This window comes from Halalkalicoccus sp. NIPERK01 (genome assembly GCF_030287405.1).
Lineage (GTDB): Archaea > Halobacteriota > Halobacteria > Halobacteriales > Halalkalicoccaceae > Halalkalicoccus.
Genome location: NZ_JASVVV010000001.1, coordinates 884,436 through 907,940 on the forward strand (window position 1 = coordinate 884,436; position 23,505 = coordinate 907,940).

Genomic DNA, 23,505 nt, shown 5'->3' on the forward strand with positions numbered 1-23,505 from the left:
GGACCCCTCCGGACGGATATGGGGTAGACTTTAGCCCGCCCTGACGAAAGCCCACGCATGCACTACGAGACCGTCCGCGAGGTCGACCCCGAGACCGCAGATGCGCTCGAAGGCGAAGTCGAACGCCAGCGCGAGGGGCTCCAGATGATCGCGAGCGAGAACCACGTCTCGAAGGCGGTACTCGAGGCCCAGAGCAGTGCGCTGACCAACAAGTACGCGGAGGGGTATCCCGGCAAGCGCTACTACGCCGGCTGTGAGCACGCCGACACCGTCGAGGAACTCGCGATCGAACGCGCGAAGCAACTCTGGGGCGCCGAGCACGTCAACGTCCAGCCCCACAGCGGTTCGCAGGCGAACATGGGCGTCTACCTCGCCGTCCTCGAGCCGGGCGATAAGATCCTCTCGCTGGACCTGACCCACGGCGGGCACCTCTCGCACGGCCATCCCGCGAACTTCGCCGGCCAACTGTTCGAGGTCGAGCAGTACGAGGTCGACCCCGAGACGGGCTACATCGACTACGAGGACCTCGCGGAGCAGGCGGCGGAGTTCGAACCGGACATGATCGTCTCGGGCTACTCGGCGTACCCCCGCGAGGTCGAGTGGGAGCGCGTCCAAGCGGCGGCCGACGACGTGGGCGCCTACCACATGGCCGACATCGCCCACATCACCGGCCTCGTCGCGGCGGGCGTCCACGCCTCGCCGGTGGGGATCGCCGACTTCGTCACCGGTTCGACGCACAAGACCATCCGGGCGGGTCGCGGCGGGATCATCATGTGCGAGGAGGAGTACGCGAGCGACGTGGACTCGGCCGTCTTCCCCGGTGCGCAGGGCGGACCGCTGATGCACAACATCGCGGGCAAGGCCGTCGGATTCAAGGAGGCGCTCGAACCCGAGTTCGAGGAGTACGCACGGCAGGTCGTCGAGAACGCCGAGACCCTCGGGGAGACGCTGCAGGAACACGGGTTCTCGCTCGTCTCGGGCGGAACCGACACCCACCTCGTGCTCGTCGATCTCAGGGACTCGCATCCCGAGACGACGGGCGGCGACGCAGAAGAGGCGCTGGAGGACGCGGGCATCGTCCTGAACGCCAACACCGTCCCCGGCGAGACGCGAAGCGCGTTCAACCCCAGCGGCATCCGCGCGGGAACGCCCGCGATCACGACCCGCGGGTTCGAGAGCGAGGAGATGCAGGCGGTTGGCGACGCCATCGCCCGGGTCGTCGACGGGTACGACGACGAGACGGTCAGGAACGAGGTCAGAGAGGAGGTCCGCGCGCTCTGTCAGTCCCACCCGCTGTACGAGTAACCGCGTCCACGACGAGGTTATCGTTCCCGGCGACCTATGTGTGTATCATGACAACAACCACCAGTCGAACGGCCACGAACCGCAAGCGAATCGTCGAGACCGTCGCCGCGTGGCCCGGCGTCGAGACCGGTCCCCACCGATTCGACGCGACGGAGTTCACCATCGACGGCCGGGAGATCGGTCACATCCACGGCGGGCGGGTGCTCGACGTCAACTTCCCCAGGCGGATGAAAGACCGTCTGATCGCGGACGGGCGGGTCCACCACCACCGCTTCGCGGGCGGCGGCTGGACAACCTACCACGTCGGCTCTCCGGACGACGTCGAACACGCCGTCCGGTTGCTTCGCCTCTCGTATCTCTACACCCTCCTGACGATGCGGCGAAAACCCGTCGGACGGGCGATCCTCGCGGAACTCGACCTCGATGCGGAGCTAGACGGACTGGAACCCGATCCCGAGATCCGGGCGATGTTCGACCGAATGCGGCCGTAATCCGTCGGGGAGCTACCCCGAATACGAGCTCTCACCGACGACCTCGACGAACTCGCCGTACCCGACGGAGTCGTCGGGCTGGAACTCCCTGACGGCGACCCGGACGCGCTTTCCGACGTGTTCCGGTCCCGCGTTCGAGACGTACAGACGGGTGTCGCCCACGAGCGCGAGGGCGGCCTCCTCGCCGGGGTCGTACTCCGCGAGGAAGACGTTGACCTCCTTTCCGGGCTGGAGGGTCGGATGTGTGGTGCGGAGCGACCACCCCTTGAAGTACTTCGAGAGGAAGCTCATACCCGCGCCACCTCCTGGCTTTCACGGTCGATCAGGTACTCCCGCCCGAAGCCGGTGATCGCTGCGACGACGAACACCGCGACCAGCAGCCAGCCGTGGAAGACGAACGGGACGACCTCGACGGGGTTGACGATGAGGGACTGGTCGAACCACTCGTACTGGTCGGGGAGGTCCTGCATCGACGTGTAGCCGACGAGCACGCCGCCCGACCACGGGAAGATGTATCCGAGGGCAGCGGTCTGGGCGTCGAGGATGTTCGCCCGGCGATAGCCGTTCAGGTTGAACCGCTCGCCGATCTTCGAGATGTACGGGCCGATGGCGACCTCGGCGGCGGTGTTGATGGTGATGATCGCGTTGATCAGCGCCGCGGAGCCGACCATCGTGAGTTCGGCGTTCCGGACGTTGGTCGCCACGTTCTCGAGCGACCAGTCGAGGATCGCCTGGAACGCGCCGCCCCGAATCATGATCTGGGCGGCGGCGATGATGAGGAGGACGAGGATCGACAGCGCGAAGAAGCCGGAGGCCCCGTCGATGATGCTCCCGCCGACGCCGACGGCGTCGGGGTCCTGAACGACGTCGAGGAACGGGAGAAAGGCGAGCGGTTGGGCCAGCGGTGCGTCGGGCGGCGCGTTAAAGGAGACGATGGCGCTGACCGGCGTGAGTCCCAACAGCAGGTTCGCCCCGACCGCGACGACGATCCCCCACGAGATCGCCTCGACGATGTGGCGGCCGGCGATCGCCGTCCCGATCACCGCGGCCATCGAGAGGAGGTGGACCAGCCCGATGGGTTCGCTCTCGGCGACGAGGATCTCCTGGGCGTCGCCCGCGATCTCGACACCGGGCATGAACGAACTCGCGAGCACGTACCCCGCGAAGGCGAGGGCCGCGGCGATGATGGCGTACTTGAACCGCGAGGCGACCACGCCCCCGATGTCGGAGTCCTGCGTGACCGCGCTGACGATCGTGGTGTCGCTGACGGGCGCGAGGTTGTCGCCGAAGATCGCTCCCGAGAGGATCGCCCCGAACATCAACACGGGGTTCGCCCCGAGCAGGACGCCCGCCGGGAAAAAGAGGACGACGAACGCGACGGTCGTCCCGTAGCCGGTGCCGATACCCGTCGCGAGAAGGGCTGCGAGGACGAACGTCGCGGCGGGAAACAGCGCCGCGCCGACGCCCGCGGCGTTCGCGAGCCAGACCAGCCCGTCGACGAACCCGCCGACCTGCAGCGTCTCGGCGAACATCCCCGCCCAGATCCACGCGACGATCGCCGTCACCGCCACGGGCTGGGTCATCCCCTCGAAGATCGTGTTCGCGTACGACGTCCAGTTGCCCTTGACGAAGAACATCCCCGCGATCAGGCCGATCAACATCCCCGCGATCAGGCCGCCCTCGTCGGAGATCCGCCAGAGGGCGGTCTGGGCGATCGCCCAGACGATGAAAAAGGCGATCGGAAACGCGCTCATCCCCCGCCCCCCGTAGAACTCGATGCGGGGGCCGTCCCCCTCCTCGCCGCCGAACCCGCTCATTACCTCCGGGTCACGTGATTCGCTCATCTCACACTCATCTCATTCACTGTATGGCTCAGAATCGGACCATATAAACTTGGCGTCTATCCCGTCTCCGTCGACCCTCGATCCGTCGGGCCCGTGGATCCGGCGGGCGTCGATTACTGGCTGTGTTCGTACTCCTCGTAGCTCCGGGTGGGGTCGATCCGCGACCCGACCCACGTGCCCAGCGCGATCCCGTAGACGGCGTGTGAGGCGTGAAAGACCGTCTCGGCATCCGCGTCGAGTTCCATGTCGAGCAGCCAGTTCAGCATCACGCGCTCGCCGAAGGCCGAGAGCGCGAGGCCGAAGAGCGTCCCCCAGACGACGCCCTCGGTCTCGGTCGCCGACCCGGGGAGGTTCACCCGGGGATACAGCAGGCCGAACAGCGCGCCGAAGGTGATCCCGTAGAGGAAGTGAAGGACGATCCCCATTCCGGTGTACTCCTCGGGGTGGCCGTCACCGACGTACTTCGCCCAGAAGTTCGCCGACGGCGGCAGCGACCGGAGGATCGGCAACCGGAAGGCGGTCATCACGACCGTCGCGAACATCCCACCCTGGACCGCCCGGAACAGCGACCGGGCGACGTAGACGGGCGTCGACTGGGCCGACTCGATCGCCTCGCTCTCGGAGGACGGCCCATCTCCGTCCCCGTTTCCGTCCGTACCTGGTAGCGTCATTGGTCCTCTCGAACCTTGTCCGTTCGTCCCCATAACTCCCGGCCCCTGATCGACTCCCCGCCCGGCGCGCTCGACGCACCCAAATATCCACGTATGTGTATATCTAAGGAATATCCAGTCCAGAAATAGGCACGAACCCGAGGGTTGAAGGCGGTGGATCGCCCACTCGCACCCATGACGACCACCATCGACGGGGAGCGGGTCGCGAGCGGGATTCGGGACGACCTGGGCGCGGCGATCGACACGCTCACGGATCGGGGCGTGACGCCCGGTCTGGCGACCGTCCTCGTCGGCGACGACCCCGCGAGCCAAACGTATGTAAACATGAAACAGCGCGACTGCGAGGAGGTGGGGATAAACGGGATCCACGTCGATCTCGACGGGGACGCCTCGCCCGCGGAACTCTACGACGTCATCGAGGACCTCAACGCCGATCCCGCGGTCCACGGCTATCTCGTGCAGGATCCCGTGCCCGAACAGATCGACTACCGCGAGGTGATCCGGCGGATCGACCCCGCGAAGGACGTCGACGGCTTTCATCCGGAGAACGTGGGTCGGCTCGTCGCCGGGGACGCCCGGTTCAGGCCGTGTACGCCCCACGGAATCCAGAAGCTCCTCGCGGCGTACGACGTCGAGACAGAGGGCGCGGACGTGACGATCGTCGGCCGCTCGGAGATCGTCGGCAAGCCGATGGCGAACCTGCTGATGCAGAAGTCGACCGACGGCAACGCCACCGTCACCGTCTGTCACTCCCGGACCGAGGATCTCGCGGGCAAGACCCGGGGTGCGGACATCGTGATCGCGGCCTGCGGCGTGACCGAACTGATCGACGGCTCGATGATCGGGGAGGACGCGACGGTGATCGACGTCGGGATCAGCCGGGTCGACGCCGACACCGAGAAGGGCTACGAACTCGTCGGGGACGTCGAGTTCGAGAGCGCGAAGGAGAAGGCGGGCGCGATCACCCCGGTCCCCGGCGGCGTCGGGCCGATGACCCGCGCGATGTTGCTCTACAACACCGTCAAGGCCGCGAGCGCCCACGAGGGCGTCCCCGTCGAACTACCCTAAGGAGTCGAGGCGCTCCCCCGCTCGCGCGAGGGCGACCTCGTCGTCCTCGCTCGTCGCCCGGCCGAGGTCGCGGGCGACCTCGACGAGTCGTTCCGCCGTCCGGGGGTCGACGTCGCCGTCGAGCGCCTCGACCCGGCGGCAGTGGTCCTCCAGACGGCCGAGCGCGCGTCGGACCGCCGGATACTCCTCGGGGTCGGCGTCGAGAAACGCGAGGAGGTCGTCGCGGTAGGTCGACACCGCCTTCGCGTACGCGAGTCCGCGTGCGGGTGCGAGCGAGTCGGGGATCTCGGCCGGCGAGGGACGCTCGCCGCCCAGCAACGCGAGGAGGTACAGCTGTTCCGCGTCGTCGGCCCCCGGATCGAGCGACCCCGACGAGAGCGACCGCTCGTAGCTCCCGATCGCGGCGGCGAGTTCGCTCGCGATCAGGTAGGTCTCGTCCAGCGTGCGGAGGTCGCCGCCCGCGACGAACCCCCGTTTCCGGACGTAGTCCCGACAGCGGTCGGTGGCCTCGCTCGCGACCTCGGCGAGCGGCCGATCGGCGATCCCCTCAACGACCGGCGTCAGATCGAGCTCTGCGGGGCTATCGGTGTGGAGCTTTCGTCCCTCCCGGCCGACGCTCCGGAGGCTGCCGCAGTCGGGACAGGCGACCTCCCCGGTCTCGTAGTACGACCAGCGCGTGCCACAATCGGTACACTCGCGCTCGCCTCTGATCTCCATACCGGTCGTTTCGGGCCCGCGGGTAAAACCCGTCCGACCACCGTGGTCGTCGAACGGTGGGAACGCGGTCGTCGGGGTCGTCGTCGACCGGCGGGTGGTTTGATGTGGCGTGCGGTCGTAGATTCGCGTATGCGCACGGAAGAGGAGATCCGCGAGCAGTACGAGTTCCTCGCGGAACAGCTCGAAAGCGAGGAGATGCGCCACGAGGGCGTCAGGGAGATGTTTACGTACTACAAACGTGCGCTCGGCTGGGTCCTCGAGGAGGAGTACATCTAAGCGATCGGACTAGTGTCGGTAGGTTTAAGACGCCATGGCGTGATTAGTCGAGTGACGCTTCGCTTTGGAGGGCCGAAGCGTCAGCGGGGACCAATTCAGGGCGGCAAGCAGTCACGCGGGGATTTTTCCTCCCCGCGTGGATTGCTTCCATTGATCCAACGTCCGTGAGCCGTGCGATTAGTTGTAGTCCGGTACGTTTGGGGGAGACTGACGAGTCCACCTCGGACCGGTAAGCCGCAGATAGTTGCCGTAGATGCCAGTCAAAATTGTGTACTAGTCGGTAGTCAATTAGTTGGGTACTCTCGCCTCACATAGTAGATACTATACCTGTCCAACGTGCGAAAATCGACACACGGAGTTGGAATTCCCGACATGCTTATGGGAATCGCCCCCGATTTGTCAACAAGGTATAGCCATGCATGACCTGACAGGCTTTCAGCGCGATCTACTCTACGTCATCGTGGGGGAGGAGGAACCACACGGGCTGGCGATCAAGGAGGAACTGGAGGAGTACTACGAGAAGGAGATCCACCACGGGCGGCTCTATCCCAACCTCGATACGCTCGTCGACAAGGGGCTCGTCGAGAAGGGCCAACGCGACCGCCGGACCAACTACTACACGCTGACCCGCCGTGGACGCCGGGAGATCGAGGCGCGCCGCGAGTGGGAATCGCGCTACGTCGACCTCTGAAACGCAGGCGTTAACAGGGGTACTCCGAGTAGGGAGTTCGTGAACAGCGTCGGCCTCGTCGTCGAAGGGGACCTCCTCCGGATCGTCGTAGCCGGGGCGCTCGGACTCTTCTTGGGGCTCGAACGCGAGTGGTCGCACAAGTCCGCCGGGATCCGGACGTTCTCGCTGATCAGCCTGCTGGCGGCCGTCTTCACCGTCCTCGATCAGCCGCTGTTGCTTGCGGTCGGCGGGCTGTTCGTCGCCGTGCAGGGGCTGTTGCTCGCGGTACAGGGGCTTCTCGTCGAGGAATCGGGCCTCTCGTTGACGACCAGCGTCTCGATGCTCGTCGCCTACGGCGTCGGGGTGCTCGTTGGGACGGGCCGACTCATCGAGGGCGTGACCGTCGCGATCCTCTCCTCGCTGTTGCTCGTCTTGAAGCGGGAACTCCACAGCTTCGCGTGGGGGCTCAGCCGCGAGGAACTGCGTTCGACCGCCGAGTTCGCCGTCCTCGCGTTCGTCGTCTACCCGCTCCTCCCCGCCGGGGACGTCCCGATCGCCGCGGCGGGCTTCGAGGTGGCGGTCGAACCGCGCGTGATCTGGCTGATGGTCGTCACCGTCGCGGGGATCGGCATCGTCAACTACGCGATCGTCCGCTCGTACGGCGGTCGTGGGATCGCCGTCACCGGCTTTTTCGGTGGGTTGGCCTCCTCGACGGCGGTCGTCGGGACGATGCTGGATCACGTCCGCCAGCGTCCGGCGGCCGCCTCCTATGCGGTGGCGGCGATCCTGCTCGCGGACGCCGCGATGGCCGTGCGCAATCTCGGGATCGCGCTCGCGTTCACCATCGATTCTCCCCTGTTGGGGGCGATCGTCCCGCTGGGGGCGGTGGTCGTCGGGGCGGTCGCCATCGCCGCGGTCATCGCCGACTGGAGCGAGGAGGTCGAAATGGACCTAGAGAGCCCCTTCTCGCTTCGCAACGCGCTGGGGTTCGGCGCGATCTTCCTGCTGATCGTCGTCTCCGGGGGGTTCGCGGAGGCGTATCTGGGGACCGCCGGCTTCTACGCGACGGCGGCGCTCTCGGGGCTGGTCTCCAGCGCCGGTGCGACGACCTCGGCGGTCGTGCTCTACCGGACCGGATCGCTGGAGCACGACGTGGCCGTGATCGCCATCCTGCTGGCGACCGCCTCCAGCCTCGTCGTGAAGGCGGTCCTCGTCGCGGCGAGCGCCGACCGCGGGTTCGCCCGTCGGGTGGGGATCTGGACGGCCGTCCTGCTGGGGATCGCGGGGGCGACGGTCGTGGTGGTGTTGCTCTGAGCGGGGCGCAAATACTGTCGTGACCACAACGAATATTTTACGGCGTCATGCCGCCAGTTCGTCGTATGGACCGCGAGACGGCCGAGCCACACGTCGAGGAGATGCCCGGCGGGCGCGCCCGCGAGTGGGCCGCCCACCACCGCCGAACGGCCGCCAGAAGCACCTACGTCTACGACTTCGTCTGGGACATCACTGAAGAGGCCGAGGGGCCGTTCTGCACCGACGTCGACGGCAACGTGCTGCTCGACTTCACGAGCCACGTCGCGGCCGCTCCACTGGGCTACAACAACCCCCTGATCACGGATCGGCTCCGCGAGTTCGACCTCCCCGACCCGACGAAGATCGCCGGCCAGGACTTCTACGCCGGGTCGCCCGGAACCCCTTTCGATCCCGAACTTCCGGGACCGACACAGCTCATGGACCGGCTGATCGAGATCACGGGCGAGTACGGGATGGACCGGGTCTTTCTCTCGAACTCCGGGGCAGAGGCCGTCGAGAACGCGATCAAGATCTGCTACGACGCGAGCGGGGGAACCCGGGGGATCACCTTCGAGGGCGGCTTTCACGGCCGGACGCTGGGCGCGCTCAGCCTGAATCGCTCGAAATCGGTCCAGCGAAAAGGGTATCCCGAACTCCCGGGGATCGCCGACGTGCCCTACTGCGACGACCGGACCTGCACGCCCGAGACGTGTGGCTGTGGCTTCTTCCGCGAGGAGGGATCCGCCCTCTCCTCGAAACTCGATCCCGAGACCGGCCACCTCCCGTTGGAGGACCTCGCCTATCTCGTCATCGAACCCGTGCAGGGGGAGGGGGGCTATCGGATCCCGAGCGACGCGTTCATGCGGGAGGTAGCGGCGGTCTGTGACGCCTACGACGTACTGGTGATCGCCGACGAGATCCAGACGGGCCTCGGCCGGACGGGGACGATGTGGGGCTCGGACCAGTCCCCGATCGAACCGGACGTGATCACGTGTGCGAAGGGGCTACGGGTGGGCGCGACGGTCTCGCGCTCGGACGTGTTCCCCGACGAGGAGGCCCGGATCTCCTCGACGTGGGGGGCCGGCGACGTCCTCGCCGCGATGCAGGGAGTCCTGACCATCGACGCGATCCGCGAGGAGGGGCTCGTGGAGAACGCCCGCGAGCGCGGCGAGCAGGCCAAGGCTCTGCTCCGGGACGCCGCCCCCGACGGGGTCGTCGACGTGCGCGGGCGGGGGCTGTTGCTCGCCGTCGAGTTCGACACCAAGGCGCGCCGCGAGGCGGTCATCGAGGCGGCGCTCGAACGGGGGCTGCTCACGCTCGGCTGTGGCTACAAGACCCTCCGACTGTTGCCGCCGCTCGACGTGACCGAGCGCGAGATCGACCTCGGGATCGACCTGCTGTGTGAGGCGGTCGCGGCCGTCGACGAGTAGCTGACCGAGGCGGATGCGGTGGCCGGCGCGAGCGAGGCGAGGTTGCGTATCAACCTCGATTGCGAACGGGACGCTCTGCGTCCCGTGAGCGGAGCCGTCACTCTCGACGGCTCCGCGAGTGGGACGGGGGAGGGCAGGCGTCCCCGGAAGCGGCGCGGAATCACGCGCCGCGACTCGGCGGAGCCTGGCGGTCATAGAAAATCTTCTATTTTCTTGGACATGCAAAGGGCGAGGCGCGCCTGCCAAGGCGCGCCGAGGGCGTTCGTTAGAACTGGTAGCGCCGTTCCTTGTCGTCGGGCTTGGTGGGCGCGATCCCGCCGCTCATCTCCTCGTAGGTCATCCCCGACAGGTATTCGTCGTATGTCACGTCGTAGCCCTGTCGGAGGTGCATGTCGAGTTGGCCGGTGTCCGCGGTCGACTGAAAGAGCAGGTGGACCGCCCGGCGAACGAGGTCGTCCGTGCTCTCGGGGCCGAGGGCGGCGTTCAGCACGGCGAGTTCGTTCTTCGCCTGCGTGTCGAGCGACACGGTGAGGTCGTCGTCGAGGTCGGCGTAGGCCGATTCGACGTCGGCCGTGAGGTCGTCGAGGCTCATACCCGGACGTGGCGCGGTCTCGGGATACGGGTTTCGACTGCGCTTTCGAACATCTCGGGGACCACGCCGAGACGAGGCCGCGATAATCGGATACGGCGAGCGGGATCGCGGGGACTAAACCCGCAGGTGTCCTACCCCGGACGAATGAGTGGGGCGGATTCGTTGCCGGACGACCTCGAGGGGGTACGCGAGTCGCTGATCGAGTGGTATCGACGGGATCACCGCGACTTCCCGTGGCGCCGTACCGACGACCCCTACGCGATCCTCGTCAGCGAGGTGATGAGCCAGCAGACCCAGCTGGAGCGCGTCGAGGAGGCGTGGGCGGCGTTCCTCGAACGGTGGCCCGACGCCGAGGCGCTCGCGGCGGCGGATCGCTCCGCAGTGGTGGGCTTCTGGACCGACCACAGCCTGGGCTACAACAACCGCGCGAAGTACCTCCACGAGGCCGCCCGCCAGGTAGGGGAGGAGTTCGGCGGGGAGTTTCCCGAGGAGCCCGACGACCTCCGGGAGCTACAGGGCGTCGGCCCCTACACCGCGAACGCGGTGGCGAGTTTCGCGTTCGACAACGGCGACGCCGTGGTCGACACGAACGTCAAGCGCGTGCTGTACCGCGCGTTCGACGTGCCGGACGACGACTCGGCCTTCGAGGAGACGGCAGGAGAACTCATGCCCGCCGGCGAGTCGCGCGTCTGGAACAACGCGATCATGGAACTGGGCGGGGTGGCCTGCCGGAAGACGCCGCGGTGTGACGAGGCGGGCTGCCCGTGGCGAGAGTGGTGTCGCGCCTACGAGACCGGCGACTTCACCGCGCCGGACGTGCCGACCCAGCCGACGTTCGAGGGGTCCCGGCGGCAGAAACGCGGGCGGGCGATCCGCGTTCTCAAGGAGTACGACGAACTCCCGCTCGACGAACTGGGGCCCCGAGTCCGGGTCGATTACGGCGGCGAGACCGGCGAGGAGTGGCTCCGTGGTCTCGTCTCCGACCTCGCCGACGACGGGCTGGTCGAGATCGAGGGCGACCGGGTGCGGCTCAGACGGTAGTTTTTCCCCGTTCTCGCCCGTTCGTGGCGTATGGCAGACGCACCACACGTCGTGGCGATCCCCGGCAGCCTCCGCGAGGCCAGCCACACCAGAGACGCGCTCCGCGAGGCGATCCGCGGGGTCGAGGGTGCCGGCGGAACTGGCGAACTCCTCGATCCGCGCGAGTACGACCTCCCGCTGTTGAACACCGACGACGACCCCGCCGAGGGCGTCGACGCCTTCACGGCGGCCGTCCGGGAGGCCGACGCCGTCCTGCTCGGGACGCCGATGTACCACGGCTCGTACTCGGGGGTGTTGAAGAACGCGCTGGATCACTGCGGGTTCGACGAGTTCGAGAACAAGACCGTGGGACTGCTCGCCGTCTCCGGTGGTGCCTTCCCGATCACGGCGCTCGAACACCTGCGGTCGGTCTGTCGGGCGCTCAACGCGTGGGTGTTGCCCCACCAGGCGGCGGTTCCCCGCGCACACGGCGCCTTCGAGGACGGCGAGTTCGTCGACGAGAAGGCGGCCGAACGGGTCCGCGTGCTCGGCCGGCGAACCGTCCAGTACGCGAACATCGAACCCGACCCGGCGTGTTTCGAGAGCGAGCAGAACGTCGGCGCGAAGGGAACGGGCGACTGAGGACACCGATCGAGACGCGCGTTCGCCCGCCGGCCGGGGCGTCCGGCGAGACGGCGTGTCGCAATCCTCATACACCGCGAAGCACGTAGGGAGGGCGTGACACAGTGGATCGCCGATCCGAGGGGCGGGCGCGAGCGCGGAGCGCGCGGGACAGCGCGCGCGTGGATCGAGGTGCTCGTGCGCCCCCGGCGGTTCTACCGGGTCGGCGTCGCGCCCGGCGATCAGGCGCCCGGCCTGCTCTTCGCCGTGGGCGTCGTCGCGGTCGCCTCCGCGCTGCGACTGGCGCTCGCGGGCGAGACGGTCGTCGGCACCCCCTATCCGACGTTCGGCGGCCAGCGTGGTCTCTCGGTCGCGCTCGTCTTCGCGGTGATCGTGACGCTCGTCGCCCCGCTGGTGCTCCATCTCGCCGCGGCGCTCCAGACGCTCCTGCTCATCCCGTTCGCCCCCGACCGCGGGGGGGTCAGCGAGACCGTCCAGGTGATCGGCTACGCGGTGGCGCCCTGCGTCCTCGTCGGGATTCCCGCTCCCCCGGTACAGGCGTTCGCCGCCGGGTACGGGGCCGTCCTGTTCACGATCGGTATCGGCGAGGTCCACTCGGTATCGATGCCGCGCGCGGTGGCGCTGTGTGCGCTCCCGGCGGCGGCCGTGTTCGGGATCGGGTTCGGCGGGTTCGACGCCGCGGAGACCGCGTTTCTGGCCGCGGCGGTCGGGTAGCGACGTCGCCCGTCGGAGCGACGTTTCGACAACCGTTTTAGTGCGGGACCACTCTGGCCTTCTAAATGGGTCACTGTATCATCTGCGGCACCTCGGTCGATGGGGTCGTCTGCCGTTCACATCAGGAGGACGTCGCGTTTCGATTCACCGGCAACCATCCGAACCAGCTCACCCCCGGACGGTTCTACGAGGGGACCGTCGACGGGTTCGCCGATTTCGGCGTCTTCGTCGACATCGGCGACTCCGTCACCGGCTTGCTGCACCGAAGCGAACTCGATCGGCGCCTCGAGAGCCTCGACTGGGACGAGGGCGACACCGTCTACGTCCAGGTCACGGGCGTCCAGGACAACGGCAACGTCGACCTCTCGTGGTCGATCCGCCAGTCGCCTCGGGAGTTCCGCGGCGAGGTGATCGACAGCCCAGAGGGCGATCGCCTCCCCGACGACGAGCCGACCCCGACGACCGAAACCGAACCCGAACCTGAACCCGAGCCACGAACCGCGGACGAATCGAGGAACGACGAGGAGCCCGAGGCCTCGACCAACGGCGGGAGCGCGAGCGTCGAACCCCAGTCGACGGCCGGACCGATCGACTCGGGGCCGCCCGAGCGGGTGACGGTCGACGCGCTCGAGGAGTCCGTCGGCGAGCGGATCCGCATCGAGGGACGGGTCGTCGACGTCCGCCAGACCGGCGGCCCGACGATCTTCGAGGTGCGCGACGAGACCGGCGCCGCCGAGTGTGCGGCGTTCAAGGAGGCCGGCGTTCGCGCGTATCCCGAGGTCGAGGCCGGCGATCTGATCCGCCTCACCGGTGAGGTCGAGCGCCGACACGGGGGCATCCAGGTCGAGACGGAGTCGCTCAAACCGCTCGCCGAGGCCGACGCCGAGGCGGTCGTCGAGCGACTCGACGACGCGCTCGAAGCCGAGGCCCACCCCGGCGAGGTCGAACCCCTCGCCGAGGATCCGGCGCTCGCCGATCTCACCGACGAGATCGCCGACGCCGCGGGTGCGATCCGGCGGGCCGTCATCGAGTCCCGGCCGATCGTACTCCGCCACACCGCGACCGCCGACGGCTACGTCGCCGGGGCGGCCATCGAACGCGCGGTCCTCCCGCTCGTGCGCGAACAGCACGACCGCGAGGACGCCCAGTACCACTACTTCGACCGCCAGCCCCTCGAGGGCGAGGACTACGACATGGCCGCCGCGACCAGCGACGTCACCCGGATGCTCGACAACCGCGCGCGCCACGACGAGAAGCTCCCGCTCGTCGTCCTCGTCGACACCGGCAGCACCGCCGAATCCCGAGACGGCATCGAGCTACTCGACGTCTACGACGTCGAACGCCTCGTCGTCGACGCCGACCCCGGCTTCGAGACGAGCGACGTCGCGGACGGCGTCGTTCCCGACGACGGGTCGATCACGACGACCGTGCTGGCCGCGAACGTCGCCTGTGGCGTCGGCGACGTCCGTGGAGAGATCGCCCACCTGCCCGCGGTCAGCTACTGGGAGGAGGCCCCCGAACGGTACGCCGAACTCGCCCGCGAGGCGGGCTACGGCGCCGACGCCGTCCGCGAACTCCGCGAGGCGGTCGCCCTCGAGGCGTACTACCAGGCCTACGAGGACAAGCGCGAACTCGTCGCCGACCTGCTGTTCGCGGGCGACGACGAGGTCAGGAGCCTCGCCTCGCACGTCAGCGAGCAGTTCCGCGCGAAACTCGACGACGAACTCGAGACCGTCCGACCGCACGTCGAGACCCGCGAGGAGGGCGACGTGGCGGTCGCCGTGCTGGACACCGACGCATTCACGCACCGCTTCGACTTCCCGCCGACGGCGCTGTTGCTCGACGCGCTGTTCCGCGACCTGCGCGCCGAGCACGACCGGCTGGTCGTCGTCGGCCTCGACGAGGCCGACCTCCAGATCCGCAGCACCGAGGGAATCGACGTCCGGGAACTCGCCGAGCGGGTCGCCGAGCGCGTCCCCGAGGGCGGCGTCCTCGCCTCCGGCGTCCGGCGCGGTCGACTCTCCTTTTTGATCGGCGAGCGCGAGGCGGTACGCGAGGCAGCGAGCGAGATCGCGGCCGACCTCGCCGCGTAGGCCGACATCCTTATTCCGTCGAATCACGGAGATCCGACGACCGAATGAGCACCGACGCCGAGCCAGCGGAGTCCGAGGCGTTCGAGCGGACCTGCGAGGAACTCGTCGAGCGCGTCCTCGACGGCGAGATCGAACGCGAGGACGTCGAGAGCGCCAAGCTAGATGTCTGTTCTGAGTTCTCCTCGCCGAAGGTGCCGACCAACGGCGACATCCTCGCGAGAGCGCCCGCCGAGCGCCGCGAGGAGGCGGAGGCGGTCCTCCGTCGAAAGCCCGTCCGCACCGCCTCCGGCGTCTCGCCCGTGGCGATCATGACCTCGCCGCACATGTGTCCCCACGGGAAGTGTCTCTACTGTCCGGGCGGTCCGGCGAGCGAGTTCGACAGCTCACAGAGCTACACGGGTCACGAACCCGCCGCCGCCCGCGGCGTCCAGAACGACTACGACCCCTACGGACAGGTCACGCTCCGGCTGGCCCAACTGCGCGAGATCGGCCACCCCGTCGACAAGGTCGAACTCATCCTGATGGGCGGGACGATGACCGCGAGAAGCCACGACTACCAGGAACACTTCGTCAAGCGAGCCCTCGAAGCGATGAACGACTTCGACCGGGAGGACCCGCCCGAACCCGCGGAGGGCGAGAGCTTCGCGCAGGACCCCGAGGAGTACGAGTTTTCGTACCTGGAGGACGTGATCGCCGAGAACGAGACGGGCAGTGTCAGAAACATCGGGACGACCTTCGAGACGAAGCCCGACTGGTGCGACCCCGAACAGATCGACCGGATGCTCCGGCTCGGGGGGACGAAGGTCGAGGTCGGCGTCCAGACCACCTACGAGCGCATCAATCGGGAGATGCACCGCGGCCACGGAGCGGGGGCGAGCATCGACGCCAACCGCCGACTGCGCGACGCGGCGTTCAAGGTCGGCTTCCACATGATGCCCGGCCAGCCCGGCATGAGCCTCGACATGTGCCGGGAGGACTTCCGTCAGCTGTTTTCGGACCCGAACTGGCGGCCCGACTACCTCAAGATCTACCCCAACCTCGTCGTCCGGGGCACCCGCACGTACGACATGTGGCGACGCGACGAGTTCGAACCCCTCACGAACGAGCAGGCCGCCGAACTCGTCGCGGAGATCAAGGCCATGTTACCGAAGTACGTCCGCCTTCAACGTGTGCAGCGGGACATCCCCGCCGACTTCATCGACGCGGGCGTCTGGAAGTCGAACCTCCGCCAACTCGCGCGCCAGCGCATGGAGGAACACGGCTGGAGCTGTGACTGCATCCGATGTCGCGAGGTCGGGATGAACGACGGCGAGCCCGAGTCGGTCGAACTCGACGTCGTGACCTACGAGGCGGCCGGCGGCACGGAGAAGTTCGTCAGTTTCGAGGACCTCGACAACGACCTCCTCGTCGGGTTCTGTCGGCTCCGGTTCCCGGGGGAGCCGGTACGAGAGGAGCTACGGAACGCCGCGTTGATCCGCGAACTCCACGTCTACGGCAACGAACTGGGGGTCGGTGCCGAAAGCGACGACGACTGGCAGCACAAGGGCTACGGCCGGCGGCTGATGGAGCGCGCGGAGGACCTCGCGGCGGACGCCGGCTTCGGGAAGGTGAGCGTCATCTCGGGCATCGGCGCGCGCGAGTACTACCGGAACAAACTCGGCTATCACCAGGACGGGCCGTACGTCTCGAAGCACCTCTGAACGGTCGTCGCTCCACTTCCGGCCCGCCGGAATCCCCACGGTTTCCGAAGACGCGAGCCGACCCAACGGCATTACGGAGGCGAACCGACCGAAAATACGCCATTCGATATAATAGTCTGGAATTCATTCATTTATGAGCATACTAATTTAATATCTCTTCCGTCTTAATGGACTCACTGAACACTCACACAGTGAGCGGTCAGAAAGAGGGAGACGATGAACATCACGACAATAGACACGACGTACTGTGAATCGAACGGCGGTGAGCGACGATGATCTCGGAGGCGATCAACTACCTCAAAGAGAGCGACGACGCCGCCACGACGGTGCTCCTCGGTGGAGTCCTGACGCTGTTCGGGTTCCTGCTCGTCCCGCTGTTCGCGGTCGCGGGCTACCTCGTGCGGGTGCTGGACCGAACCGCTAAGGGCGACGACGAACCCCCGGTCTTCGACGACTGGGGCGAACTGATCGTCGACGGCCTGAAGGCGAGTGCGATCACGTTCGTCTACGCGCTCGTACCCACGGTCGTCCTGATCGGGTTCATGGCGAGCGGCGGCCTGCTGAGCGCGAGCGGCAGCGACGTGCTGGGCGCGATCGGCGGCATCGGGATCTTCCTGGGCCTGCTGGTCTGGCTCGCGTTGACCCTGGCCGTCGCCTACGCCGTCCCCGCCGCGCTGGCGAACTTCGCCGAAACCCGCCGCGTCGGCGCGGGCTTCGAGTGGGCGACCATGCGACGGGTGCTCGTCGACAGGACCTACGCGACCGGCTGGCTGACCGCCTTCGCGATCGTCTTCGCCGGCGCGATCGTTTCGAGCCTGCTCAACATGGTCCCCCTGCTCGGGTTCATCGCGAGCGCGTTCGTGGGCTTCTACGTCGCCGTGGCGGCCTACTACGTCATCGGCCACACCTGGGGCGAGATCCAACACCCGCCCGTCCGGGAGCGTCCCGAGGTCAGCGGTCAGGCCGAGATCTGAGCGACTTTTTATACGTATCCGACGTACTGGTACCATGGGAGAGGAGACCCTTTTCGAGTCCACAGCCGAGCGCACCCGCGGGGAGATCGCGGCCTACCTCAGGGCGCTCGCCGCGGAGTTCGATTCCGACGGCCCCGTGACGTTCCGCGACGGCGAGTACGCGCTCGCGGCGACGCCTCCCGAGCGCGCCACGTTCGACGTCGAGGTCGAACGCGAGTCCGAGAACGGGGAGAGCGAACTGCAGGTCGAACTCGAAATCGAGTGGGACGAGAGCCAGGAGTCGAGCGCCGAACGGATCGACGAACCGTCGGAACCCGACGTCGGGATCCAGTTCGCGCCCGACTCCGAGGAGCGTCCCGAACCGAGCCAGGGTCGCTTCGAGGTCTATCGGGACAGGGCGGGCGAGTGGCGCTGGCGGCTGGTGCATCGAAACGGCAACATCATCGCCGACGGCGGCGAGGGCTATTCGAGCAAGCACAACGCGATCAAGGGGCTCCGGAGCGTCCAGCACAACGCCCCCGGCGCCGGGATCGAGGACGTGGAGTGACGGCGACACCCTTTTGTCCGCGGAATGAGCGTTCGGAACCATGAACGAAACCCCGGCCGACCGCCTGCGCGAGAACGCGACGGCGGTCGCCTCCACGGTGGTCACGGGGGTGTGGCTCGCGGCGTTGCTCACCGGCCAGGGCTGGTGGCTCGGGGCGTTGATCCTCGGCTACGTGGTCGTCGTCCCGGTCGTCGCCTTGCTCTTCGGCGACGAGGACGACCGCGAGGAGTGGTGGGACGACTGGGTGGGCGACTCCGACTGGGAGGGGTGGTGGGACGACATCTGGAGCGACGGCGAGAGGGACGAACCCGGCGGCGTCGAGTCGAACCGTGACGCCCTCGAAACGCTTCGCTACCGCTACGCACGGGGCGACCTCACCGACGAACAGTTCGAGCGGAAACTCGAACGACTGCTCGAGACCGATACCCTCGAGAGCGTCGAGGACCGAAAGCGAGCACGCGAGCGTCTCCACGAGCGGTAGGCCAGTCCGAACGACAACGCCTTTTCCCCGCGGCCTGCGAGTATCGCCATGGACCAGAAACGGGAGCTGACCAGCATCGATCTGGCGGCGCTGGTCGGCGAACTGAACGAGTACGGGGGCGCGAAGGTCGACAAGGCCTACCTCTACGGCGACGATTTCCTCCGGTTGAAACTCCGGGACTTCGACCGCGGTCGGGTGGAGTTGCTGATCGAGGTCGGCGACGTGAAACGCGCCCACGTCGCCGTTCCCGAACACGTCCCCGACGCGCCGGGGCGCCCACCCGATTTCGCGAAGATGCTTCGAAACCGGCTGTCGGGCGCGGATTTCGCCAGCGTCTCCCAGTACGAGTTCGACCGCATCCTCCGCTTCGAGTTCGAACGCGAGGACGGGAACACGACGATCATCGCCGAACTGTTCGGCGAGGGCAACGTCGCCGCGTGCGACGAGACGCGCCACGTCATCGACTCGCTCGAGACCATCCGACTGAAATCCCGCACCGTCGCGCCCGGCTCGCGCTATCAGTTCCCCGACTCGCGGGTCAACCCGCTGGAGGTCGACGAGGAGGGGTTCGTCGCGCTGATGCGCGAGTCGGACACCGACCTCGTGCGAACGCTCGCGACCCAGCTCAACCTCGGGGGGCTCTACGCGGAAGAGGTCTGTACCCGCGCGGGCGTCGAGAAGACCGTCGCTATCGAGGACGCGAGCGACGAGCAGTTCGACCGGCTCTACGACGCCCTCTCGCGGCTCGCCGCGGAAGTACGGGAAAAGCGATTCGACCCGCGGGTCTACCGGGACGAGGACGAACTGGTCGACGTGACACCCATCGCGCTGGAGGAACACGCCGACCTCGAGAGCAGTTCGTACGACCGGTTCAACGAGGCGCTCGACGACTACTTCTTCGAACTCGACACGACCGAGGACGAGGAGACTGACACGAGCCCCGAGTTCGACGAGGAGATCGAACGAAAGAAGCGGATCATCGACCAGCAGGAGGGCGCGATCGAGGGGTTCGAACGGCAGGCCGCAGAGGAGCGCGAGCGCGCCGAACTCGTCTACGCGAACTACGGGACCGTCGACGAGGTCCTGACGACGATCCGAAACGCGCTGGAGGAGGGCCGAAGCTGGGACGAGATCGAGGCGACCTTCGAGCGAGGGAAGGAGGAGGGGATCGAGGCCGCCGAACGCGTCTCGGGGTTCGACCCCGAGAACGGCATGGTGACGGTCGATCTGGGCGAGGCGACCGCCTCGCTCGAGGTCCGCTCGGGCGTCGAGAAGAACGCCGATCGCCTCTACACCGAGGCCAAACGGATCGAGGAGAAGAAGGCGGGCGCCGAGGAGGCCATCGCCGAGACCCGCGAGGAACTCGAAACGCTCCGCGAGCGCAAACGGCGGTGGGAGGAGGGCGACGCGGGAGATGGGGAGACGGACGCGGACGACGAACCCGCGGAGATCGACTGGCTCTCGCGGGCGTCGATCCCCGTTCGCAAGAGCGAGGAGTGGTACGAGGACTTTCGCTGGTTCCACACGAGCGACGGCTTTCTCGTCATCGGCGGCCGCAACGCCGACCAGAACGAGGCGCTCGTCAAGAAGTACCTCGACCGGGGCGATCGCTTCTTCCACACGCAGGCCCACGGCGGCCCCGTCACGGTCCTGAAGGCGACGGGGCCGAGCGAACCCGCGAAGGAGGTCGAGTTCCCCGAATCGAGCATCCACGAGGCCGCGCAGTTCGCGGTGTCGTACTCGTCGGTCTGGAAGGAGGGTCGCTTCGCGGACGACGCCTACTCCGTCACCCCGGATCAGGTCTCGAAGACGCCCGAGAGCGGCGAGTACATCGAGAAGGGCGGGTTCGTGATCCGCGGCGACCGGACCTACCACCGGGACGTCGAGGTCGGCGTCGCCGTCGGCATCACCTGCGAGCCGACCACGCGGGTGATCGGCGGGCCGCCCTCGGCGATCGTCCCGCGGGCCGAGACCGCAGTCGAAGTCGAACCCGGCCGCTACGCCCAGAACGACATGGCGAAGATGCTCTACCGGGAGTTCCGCGAGCGCTTCGCCGACACCTCGTTCGTCCGCAAGGTCGCGAGTCCCGACCTGATCCAGGAGTTCCTGCCCGCGGGCGGCAGCCGGATGGTCGAGGAGTGACCGTGATGGACGTCGGTTCGCCGAGGGGATCGGGACGATGCTAGGCGACGCGATCGAGTACCCCGCCCGCGGCGAGGACGCGCTCACGACGCTGCTCGTCGGCGGGCTGTTGCCGGTGCTTTCGGCGATGATCGGGTTCGTCGGACTCGTCCTCTCGGTCGTCCTCGTCGGCATCGCGGTCCTCCCGCTGGCGTTAGTGCCGGGGCTCGCCCTGTTCGGCTACTACGTCGCGGTCCTCCGCCGGGTGACCGCCGGCGACCCCGACCCGCCGCGGTTCCGTGACTGGAGGCGACTGCTCGTCGACGGCGTTCGGTTCGTCGCGGTCAGCGTCGCCTACGCCGTTCCCCTGGTCGTCCTCGCGGGGGCGTTCCTCGGGGTGGTTGCCGCGAGCGAGGCCGCGGTGGGGAACGCCGCGGCCGAGACGGTCGCCGCCGTCGCCGCCGCGGCGACCGCGCTGCTCGCGGCGGGCTACCTGCTCGTCTACGCCTACCTCCAGCCGCTCGCGCTCGCGAACCTCGCACGGGAGGACCGGCTGGGGGCGGCGTTCGACCTCGACACCCTCAGGAGGGCCGGCCTCTCGAAGGCGTACGCCGTCGCGTGGCTGCTCGCGGCGCTGGTCTGGGTCGTCGGCGGCGCGCTCGAGGGGGCGCTGTGGATCGTCCTCGTGGGGCTGTTCGTCGGCTTCTACGCCGACGTCGCCCGCTACTACCTCTACGGTCGCGGGCTTCGGCGGGCGCTCTCGGACGGCGACACCGACGCGCCCGAATCGACGGAACCGGCCGACCCGTTCGTCCCCGCGACCGAAAGCGTGGCGGCGCCGTTCGACGCGAGGACGATCCCGGTGATCGAGGAGCAGGACTCCTTTGCGACCCGCACCGGGGACCGCGACACCGAACGGGGCTGGCCGGACTGGGAGAGCGACGAGCGCTGATGGCCGAGCGACTCGCGTTCCTCCGGGGCGGGCACGCCGAGGAGGCGCTGCTGGTCGGGTGGATCTGTCTGCTCGCCCACTCGCTTTTCGTCCCGGTGCTCCCGCTCGTGCCCGCGCTCGGCTATCTCGTCGCCGTCGCGCGGGCGACCATCGACGACGAGTCGGCGCTGCCGCCGGTCGACCTGCGCGCGCTCGTCTCGGACGGCGCGGCCGCGAGCGCGGTCTGTCTGGGCTACGGGCTGGTCCCGCTCGCGGTCGGCGCGGTCACCGTCTCGCTGGCGAGCGGAACGGCGGTCGACCCGACGGGCGGGGCCTCGCCCCTCTTCCTGCTCGGGTCGACGACGACGCTGTTCGTCGTCCTCGCGGGGCTGTACGCCCTCCCGATCGCGCTGTGTGCCTCCGCCCGCGGCGGAATTCGGGCCGCGCTGCCCGGTCGCCCGTTTCTCCGGGTCGCGGGCCACGCCGCCTACTTCGTCGGCTGGACGGGCGGCGTGGTGCTGTTCGCGCTCGGGGTCGCCGCCGGCGGCGTCGTCGAACGCCTGCCGGTAGCGGGCCCGGTCCTCGCGCCGCTCGTCCGGTGGGTCGTCGTCCTCGCGGCGACTCGACGGCTCGCGGCCGCCTATCGGGCCGCCCGGTGAAGGGCAGGACACTTACCACCCGGGCGCCGACTCCGGGTATGCGGATCAAGAGCCGACAGCGCGTCGAGGGCGGCAAGGAGCGCCTCACGCTCGTGCCCGAGCACCTCGACGACCTCTGGCATCTCACCTACGTCCTCGAACCCGGCGACCTCGTCTCCGCGGACACCACCCGCCGGATCCAGCGAAACGACGATCAGATGCGCGATACGGGCGGCGAGCGCGAACCCATGCGCGCGACGATCGCCGTCGAGGACGTCGAGTTCCACAAGTTCGCGAACCGTCTCCGGGTGGGCGGGGAGATCACGTGGGCCTCCCGCGAGGACCAGATCGGCCACCACCACACGCTCAACGTCGAGGAACACGACGAGATCGAGGTCGAGAAAGTGCTGAAGGCGGATCAACGGGAACGCTTGGAGGAGGCCGAGGAGTCGAGCGAGAACCCCGACGTGGCGATCGTCACCGTCGAGGAGGGCGAAGCCCACATCCACACCGTCGCCCAGTACGGCACCGAGGAGCGGGCGACCCTCACCGGCCCGACCGGCAAGGGCGAGTTCGCCCGTGCCCGTTCGGAACTCTTCTCACAGATCGCCGACGCCCTCTCGCGGATGGACGTCGACGCGATCATCCTCGCGGGGCCGGGCTTCACCAAACAGGACGCCTACGACTACATCGCGGAGAACACGCAGGACCTCGCCGACCTGATCACGACCGTCGACACCTCGGGGGTCGGGGATCGCGGCGTCCACGAGGTACTGAAGCGGGGAGCGGTCGAGGACGTCCAGGCCGAGACGCGCATCGCCCGCGAGGCCGAGTTGATCGACGAGTTGACCCGGCGGATGGCCGAGGGCGCGAAGGCCGCCTACGGGGTCGACGAGGTCGCGGAGGCCTCGGAGTTCGGCGCGGTCGAGACCCTACTGATCACCGACGAGCGCCTGCGCGAGGAGCGCGCGGGTTCGGGCGAGTGGAGTTTGGATGTGAACGACCTCATCACCGGGGTCGAGCGGAAGGGCGGCGACGTGGTCGTCTTCTCCAGCGAGTTCGACCCCGCGAAGCAGTTGAAGAACCTCGGGGGCGTGGCGGCCCTGTTGCGCTATCGTCTGGGGTGAGCTAATCCCCTCAAATTTAAATGAAGGGTGAGCACATATCAGGTTGTGTCCGGCGATTCTGAGAAACAAGCGGAGGTGACCGAATCCGATAGTGACGAGGAAGCTAATGACGTTGACAGTACCGAGATATCGCCGGAGTCGGTTCAGTTGGAGTACACTG

The 23,505-nt window shown here is 67.9% G+C and carries 24 protein-coding genes; 19 read left to right on the forward strand and 5 right to left on the reverse strand.

Translation table 11 applies throughout. The features are described from left to right. Positions 1 to 57 precede the first annotated feature (57 nt). Positions 58 to 1,305, forward strand: coding sequence for a serine hydroxymethyltransferase (gene glyA, locus QRT08_RS04710; protein ID WP_286044753.1), 1,248 nt, complete (start codon positions 58 to 60; stop codon positions 1,303 to 1,305). Positions 1,306 to 1,352: 47 nt separating this feature from the next. Next, positions 1,353 to 1,796, forward strand: a complete 444-nt coding sequence (locus QRT08_RS04715) for a luciferase domain-containing protein (protein WP_286044754.1) — start codon at positions 1,353 to 1,355, stop codon at positions 1,794 to 1,796. A gap of 12 nt (positions 1,797 to 1,808) precedes the next feature. Here QRT08_RS04715 and QRT08_RS04720 read toward each other — a convergent pair whose 3' ends face one another. From QRT08_RS04720 to QRT08_RS04730, 3 genes are all read right to left on the reverse strand, one after another. Next, positions 1,809 to 2,087: a DUF7513 family protein gene (locus QRT08_RS04720; protein WP_286044755.1), complete on the reverse strand. Its 279-nt coding sequence runs from the start codon at positions 2,085 to 2,087 to the stop codon at positions 1,809 to 1,811. Then, positions 2,084 to 3,640 carry a Na+/H+ antiporter NhaC family protein gene (locus QRT08_RS04725; RefSeq protein WP_369684814.1) on the reverse strand — a complete coding sequence of 519 codons (1,557 nt, stop codon included), beginning with the start codon at positions 3,638 to 3,640 and terminating at the stop codon, positions 2,084 to 2,086. Before QRT08_RS04725 ends, QRT08_RS04720 begins: the two co-directional genes overlap by 4 nt. A 113-nt stretch (positions 3,641 to 3,753) precedes the next feature. Beyond that, entirely contained in the window at positions 3,754 to 4,311 is a 558-nt protein-coding gene (locus QRT08_RS04730) for a DUF6789 family protein (RefSeq protein ID WP_286044756.1), read from the reverse strand. Positions 4,312 to 4,485: 174 nt separating this feature from the next. Here QRT08_RS04730 and QRT08_RS04735 point away from each other — a divergent pair, with 174 nt between their 5' ends. Continuing rightward, positions 4,486 to 5,379, forward strand: coding sequence for a bifunctional methylenetetrahydrofolate dehydrogenase/methenyltetrahydrofolate cyclohydrolase (locus QRT08_RS04735; protein ID WP_286044757.1), 894 nt, complete (start codon positions 4,486 to 4,488; stop codon positions 5,377 to 5,379). Here QRT08_RS04735 and QRT08_RS04740 read toward each other — a convergent pair. Further along, positions 5,371 to 6,096, reverse strand: coding sequence for a DUF7117 family protein (locus QRT08_RS04740; RefSeq protein ID WP_286044758.1), 726 nt, complete (start codon positions 6,094 to 6,096; stop codon positions 5,371 to 5,373). The two genes, QRT08_RS04735 and QRT08_RS04740, sit on opposite strands and share 9 nt — an antisense overlap. A gap of 129 nt (positions 6,097 to 6,225) precedes the next feature. On the opposite strand from QRT08_RS04740, the gene QRT08_RS04745 reads away from it, so the two are divergent. The 4 genes from QRT08_RS04745 to QRT08_RS04760 all read left to right on the forward strand — a co-directional run bounded on the left by QRT08_RS04745 (position 6,226) and on the right by QRT08_RS04760 (position 9,765). Next, the gene (locus tag QRT08_RS04745) at positions 6,226 to 6,372 is read left to right on the forward strand and encodes a hypothetical protein (RefSeq protein ID WP_286044759.1); all 147 of its coding nucleotides are present in this window, start codon (positions 6,226 to 6,228) and stop codon (positions 6,370 to 6,372) included. Positions 6,373 to 6,787: 415 nt separating this feature from the next. Further along, complete coding sequence (locus tag QRT08_RS04750; protein WP_286044760.1) at positions 6,788 to 7,063, forward strand: PadR family transcriptional regulator; 276 nt, start codon at positions 6,788 to 6,790, stop codon at positions 7,061 to 7,063. A 39-nt stretch (positions 7,064 to 7,102) separates the two neighbouring features. Further along, on the forward strand, positions 7,103 to 8,356 hold the full coding sequence (locus QRT08_RS04755) for an MgtC/SapB family protein (RefSeq protein WP_286044761.1): 1,254 nt from the start codon (positions 7,103 to 7,105) through the stop codon (positions 8,354 to 8,356). A 65-nt stretch (positions 8,357 to 8,421) separates the two neighbouring features. Continuing rightward, on the forward strand, positions 8,422 to 9,765 hold the full coding sequence (locus QRT08_RS04760; RefSeq protein WP_286044762.1) for a class-III pyridoxal-phosphate-dependent aminotransferase: 1,344 nt from the start codon (positions 8,422 to 8,424) through the stop codon (positions 9,763 to 9,765). A gap of 265 nt (positions 9,766 to 10,030) precedes the next feature. Here the strand turns inward: QRT08_RS04760 and QRT08_RS04765 are convergent, their stop codons facing one another. Next, positions 10,031 to 10,357 (reverse strand): ribbon-helix-helix protein, encoded by a 327-nt coding sequence (locus tag QRT08_RS04765; RefSeq protein WP_286044763.1) that lies wholly within the window; start codon positions 10,355 to 10,357, stop codon positions 10,031 to 10,033. 144 nt (positions 10,358 to 10,501) lie between these two features. On the opposite strand from QRT08_RS04765, the gene QRT08_RS04770 reads away from it, so the two are divergent. The 12 genes from QRT08_RS04770 to QRT08_RS04825 all read left to right on the forward strand — a co-directional run bounded on the left by QRT08_RS04770 (position 10,502) and on the right by QRT08_RS04825 (position 23,345). Beyond that, positions 10,502 to 11,398 (forward strand): HhH-GPD family protein, encoded by an 897-nt coding sequence (locus tag QRT08_RS04770; protein ID WP_286044764.1) that lies wholly within the window; start codon positions 10,502 to 10,504, stop codon positions 11,396 to 11,398. Positions 11,399 to 11,428: 30 nt separating this feature from the next. Further along, positions 11,429 to 12,019, forward strand: a complete 591-nt coding sequence (locus QRT08_RS04775; protein WP_286044765.1) for an NADPH-dependent FMN reductase — start codon at positions 11,429 to 11,431, stop codon at positions 12,017 to 12,019. 96 nt (positions 12,020 to 12,115) lie between these two features. Further along, positions 12,116 to 12,733, forward strand: coding sequence for a YIP1 family protein (locus QRT08_RS04780; protein ID WP_286044766.1), 618 nt, complete (start codon positions 12,116 to 12,118; stop codon positions 12,731 to 12,733). 65 nt (positions 12,734 to 12,798) lie between these two features. Further along, on the forward strand, positions 12,799 to 14,826 hold the full coding sequence (locus QRT08_RS04785) for a DHH family phosphoesterase (protein WP_286044767.1): 2,028 nt from the start codon (positions 12,799 to 12,801) through the stop codon (positions 14,824 to 14,826). Between the two features lie 44 nt (positions 14,827 to 14,870). Beyond that, positions 14,871 to 16,526, forward strand: coding sequence for a tRNA uridine(34) 5-carboxymethylaminomethyl modification radical SAM/GNAT enzyme Elp3 (locus QRT08_RS04790; protein ID WP_286044768.1), 1,656 nt, complete (start codon positions 14,871 to 14,873; stop codon positions 16,524 to 16,526). Positions 16,527 to 16,798: 272 nt separating this feature from the next. Continuing rightward, positions 16,799 to 17,500: a DUF4013 domain-containing protein gene (locus tag QRT08_RS04795; RefSeq protein WP_286044769.1), complete on the forward strand. Its 702-nt coding sequence runs from the start codon at positions 16,799 to 16,801 to the stop codon at positions 17,498 to 17,500. Between the two features lie 34 nt (positions 17,501 to 17,534). Next, positions 17,535 to 18,047, forward strand: coding sequence for an HVO_2922 family protein (locus QRT08_RS04800; RefSeq protein WP_286044770.1), 513 nt, complete (start codon positions 17,535 to 17,537; stop codon positions 18,045 to 18,047). A gap of 40 nt (positions 18,048 to 18,087) precedes the next feature. Beyond that, a complete protein-coding gene (locus QRT08_RS04805) occupies positions 18,088 to 18,528 on the forward strand; it encodes an SHOCT domain-containing protein (RefSeq protein ID WP_286044771.1) in 441 nt (146 codons plus the stop codon). A 48-nt stretch (positions 18,529 to 18,576) separates the two neighbouring features. Further along, positions 18,577 to 20,670 (forward strand): ribosome rescue protein RqcH, encoded by a 2,094-nt coding sequence (rqcH, locus tag QRT08_RS04810; protein ID WP_286044772.1) that lies wholly within the window; start codon positions 18,577 to 18,579, stop codon positions 20,668 to 20,670. Between the two features lie 37 nt (positions 20,671 to 20,707). After that, positions 20,708 to 21,601, forward strand: a complete 894-nt coding sequence (locus tag QRT08_RS04815) for a DUF4013 domain-containing protein (RefSeq protein ID WP_286044773.1) — start codon at positions 20,708 to 20,710, stop codon at positions 21,599 to 21,601. Then, the gene (locus QRT08_RS04820) at positions 21,601 to 22,239 is read left to right on the forward strand and encodes a DUF4013 domain-containing protein (protein ID WP_286044774.1); all 639 of its coding nucleotides are present in this window, start codon (positions 21,601 to 21,603) and stop codon (positions 22,237 to 22,239) included. Before QRT08_RS04815 ends, QRT08_RS04820 begins: the two co-directional genes overlap by 1 nt. A gap of 38 nt (positions 22,240 to 22,277) precedes the next feature. Beyond that, positions 22,278 to 23,345: an mRNA surveillance protein pelota gene (locus tag QRT08_RS04825; RefSeq protein WP_286044775.1), complete on the forward strand. Its 1,068-nt coding sequence runs from the start codon at positions 22,278 to 22,280 to the stop codon at positions 23,343 to 23,345. The last annotated feature ends 160 nt before the right edge of the window (positions 23,346 to 23,505 follow it).

Excerpts from the sequence above, each read along its gene's own strand:
- QRT08_RS04740 (WP_286044758.1), bottom strand. The coding sequence starts at position 6,096 with ATGGAGATCAGAGGCGAGCGCGAGTGTACCGATTGTGGCACGCGCTGG.
- QRT08_RS04790 (WP_286044768.1), top strand. The coding sequence starts at position 14,871 with ATGAGCACCGACGCCGAGCCAGCGGAGTCCGAGGCGTTCGAGCGGACC.
- QRT08_RS04815 (WP_286044773.1), top strand. The coding sequence starts at position 20,708 with ATGCTAGGCGACGCGATCGAGTACCCCGCCCGCGGCGAGGACGCGCTC.
- QRT08_RS04795 (WP_286044769.1), top strand. The coding sequence starts at position 16,799 with ATGATCTCGGAGGCGATCAACTACCTCAAAGAGAGCGACGACGCCGCC.
- QRT08_RS04725 (WP_369684814.1), bottom strand. The coding sequence starts at position 3,640 with ATGAGCGAATCACGTGACCCGGAGGTAATGAGCGGGTTCGGCGGCGAG.
- QRT08_RS04760 (WP_286044762.1), top strand. The coding sequence starts at position 8,422 with ATGGACCGCGAGACGGCCGAGCCACACGTCGAGGAGATGCCCGGCGGG.
- QRT08_RS04785 (WP_286044767.1), top strand. The coding sequence starts at position 12,799 with ATGGGTCACTGTATCATCTGCGGCACCTCGGTCGATGGGGTCGTCTGC.
- QRT08_RS04820 (WP_286044774.1), top strand. The coding sequence starts at position 21,601 with ATGGCCGAGCGACTCGCGTTCCTCCGGGGCGGGCACGCCGAGGAGGCG.
- QRT08_RS04770 (WP_286044764.1), top strand. The coding sequence starts at position 10,502 with ATGAGTGGGGCGGATTCGTTGCCGGACGACCTCGAGGGGGTACGCGAG.
- QRT08_RS04805 (WP_286044771.1), top strand. The coding sequence starts at position 18,088 with ATGAACGAAACCCCGGCCGACCGCCTGCGCGAGAACGCGACGGCGGTC.
- QRT08_RS04825 (WP_286044775.1), top strand. The coding sequence starts at position 22,278 with ATGCGGATCAAGAGCCGACAGCGCGTCGAGGGCGGCAAGGAGCGCCTC.
- QRT08_RS04800 (WP_286044770.1), top strand. The coding sequence starts at position 17,535 with ATGGGAGAGGAGACCCTTTTCGAGTCCACAGCCGAGCGCACCCGCGGG.
- rqcH (WP_286044772.1), top strand. The coding sequence starts at position 18,577 with ATGGACCAGAAACGGGAGCTGACCAGCATCGATCTGGCGGCGCTGGTC.
- QRT08_RS04765 (WP_286044763.1), bottom strand. The coding sequence starts at position 10,357 with ATGAGCCTCGACGACCTCACGGCCGACGTCGAATCGGCCTACGCCGAC.
- QRT08_RS04735 (WP_286044757.1), top strand. The coding sequence starts at position 4,486 with ATGACGACCACCATCGACGGGGAGCGGGTCGCGAGCGGGATTCGGGAC.
- QRT08_RS04730 (WP_286044756.1), bottom strand. The coding sequence starts at position 4,311 with ATGACGCTACCAGGTACGGACGGAAACGGGGACGGAGATGGGCCGTCC.
- QRT08_RS04745 (WP_286044759.1), top strand. The coding sequence starts at position 6,226 with ATGCGCACGGAAGAGGAGATCCGCGAGCAGTACGAGTTCCTCGCGGAA.
- QRT08_RS04750 (WP_286044760.1), top strand. The coding sequence starts at position 6,788 with ATGCATGACCTGACAGGCTTTCAGCGCGATCTACTCTACGTCATCGTG.
- glyA (WP_286044753.1), top strand. The coding sequence starts at position 58 with ATGCACTACGAGACCGTCCGCGAGGTCGACCCCGAGACCGCAGATGCG.
- QRT08_RS04720 (WP_286044755.1), bottom strand. The coding sequence starts at position 2,087 with ATGAGCTTCCTCTCGAAGTACTTCAAGGGGTGGTCGCTCCGCACCACA.
- QRT08_RS04715 (WP_286044754.1), top strand. The coding sequence starts at position 1,353 with ATGACAACAACCACCAGTCGAACGGCCACGAACCGCAAGCGAATCGTC.
- QRT08_RS04775 (WP_286044765.1), top strand. The coding sequence starts at position 11,429 with ATGGCAGACGCACCACACGTCGTGGCGATCCCCGGCAGCCTCCGCGAG.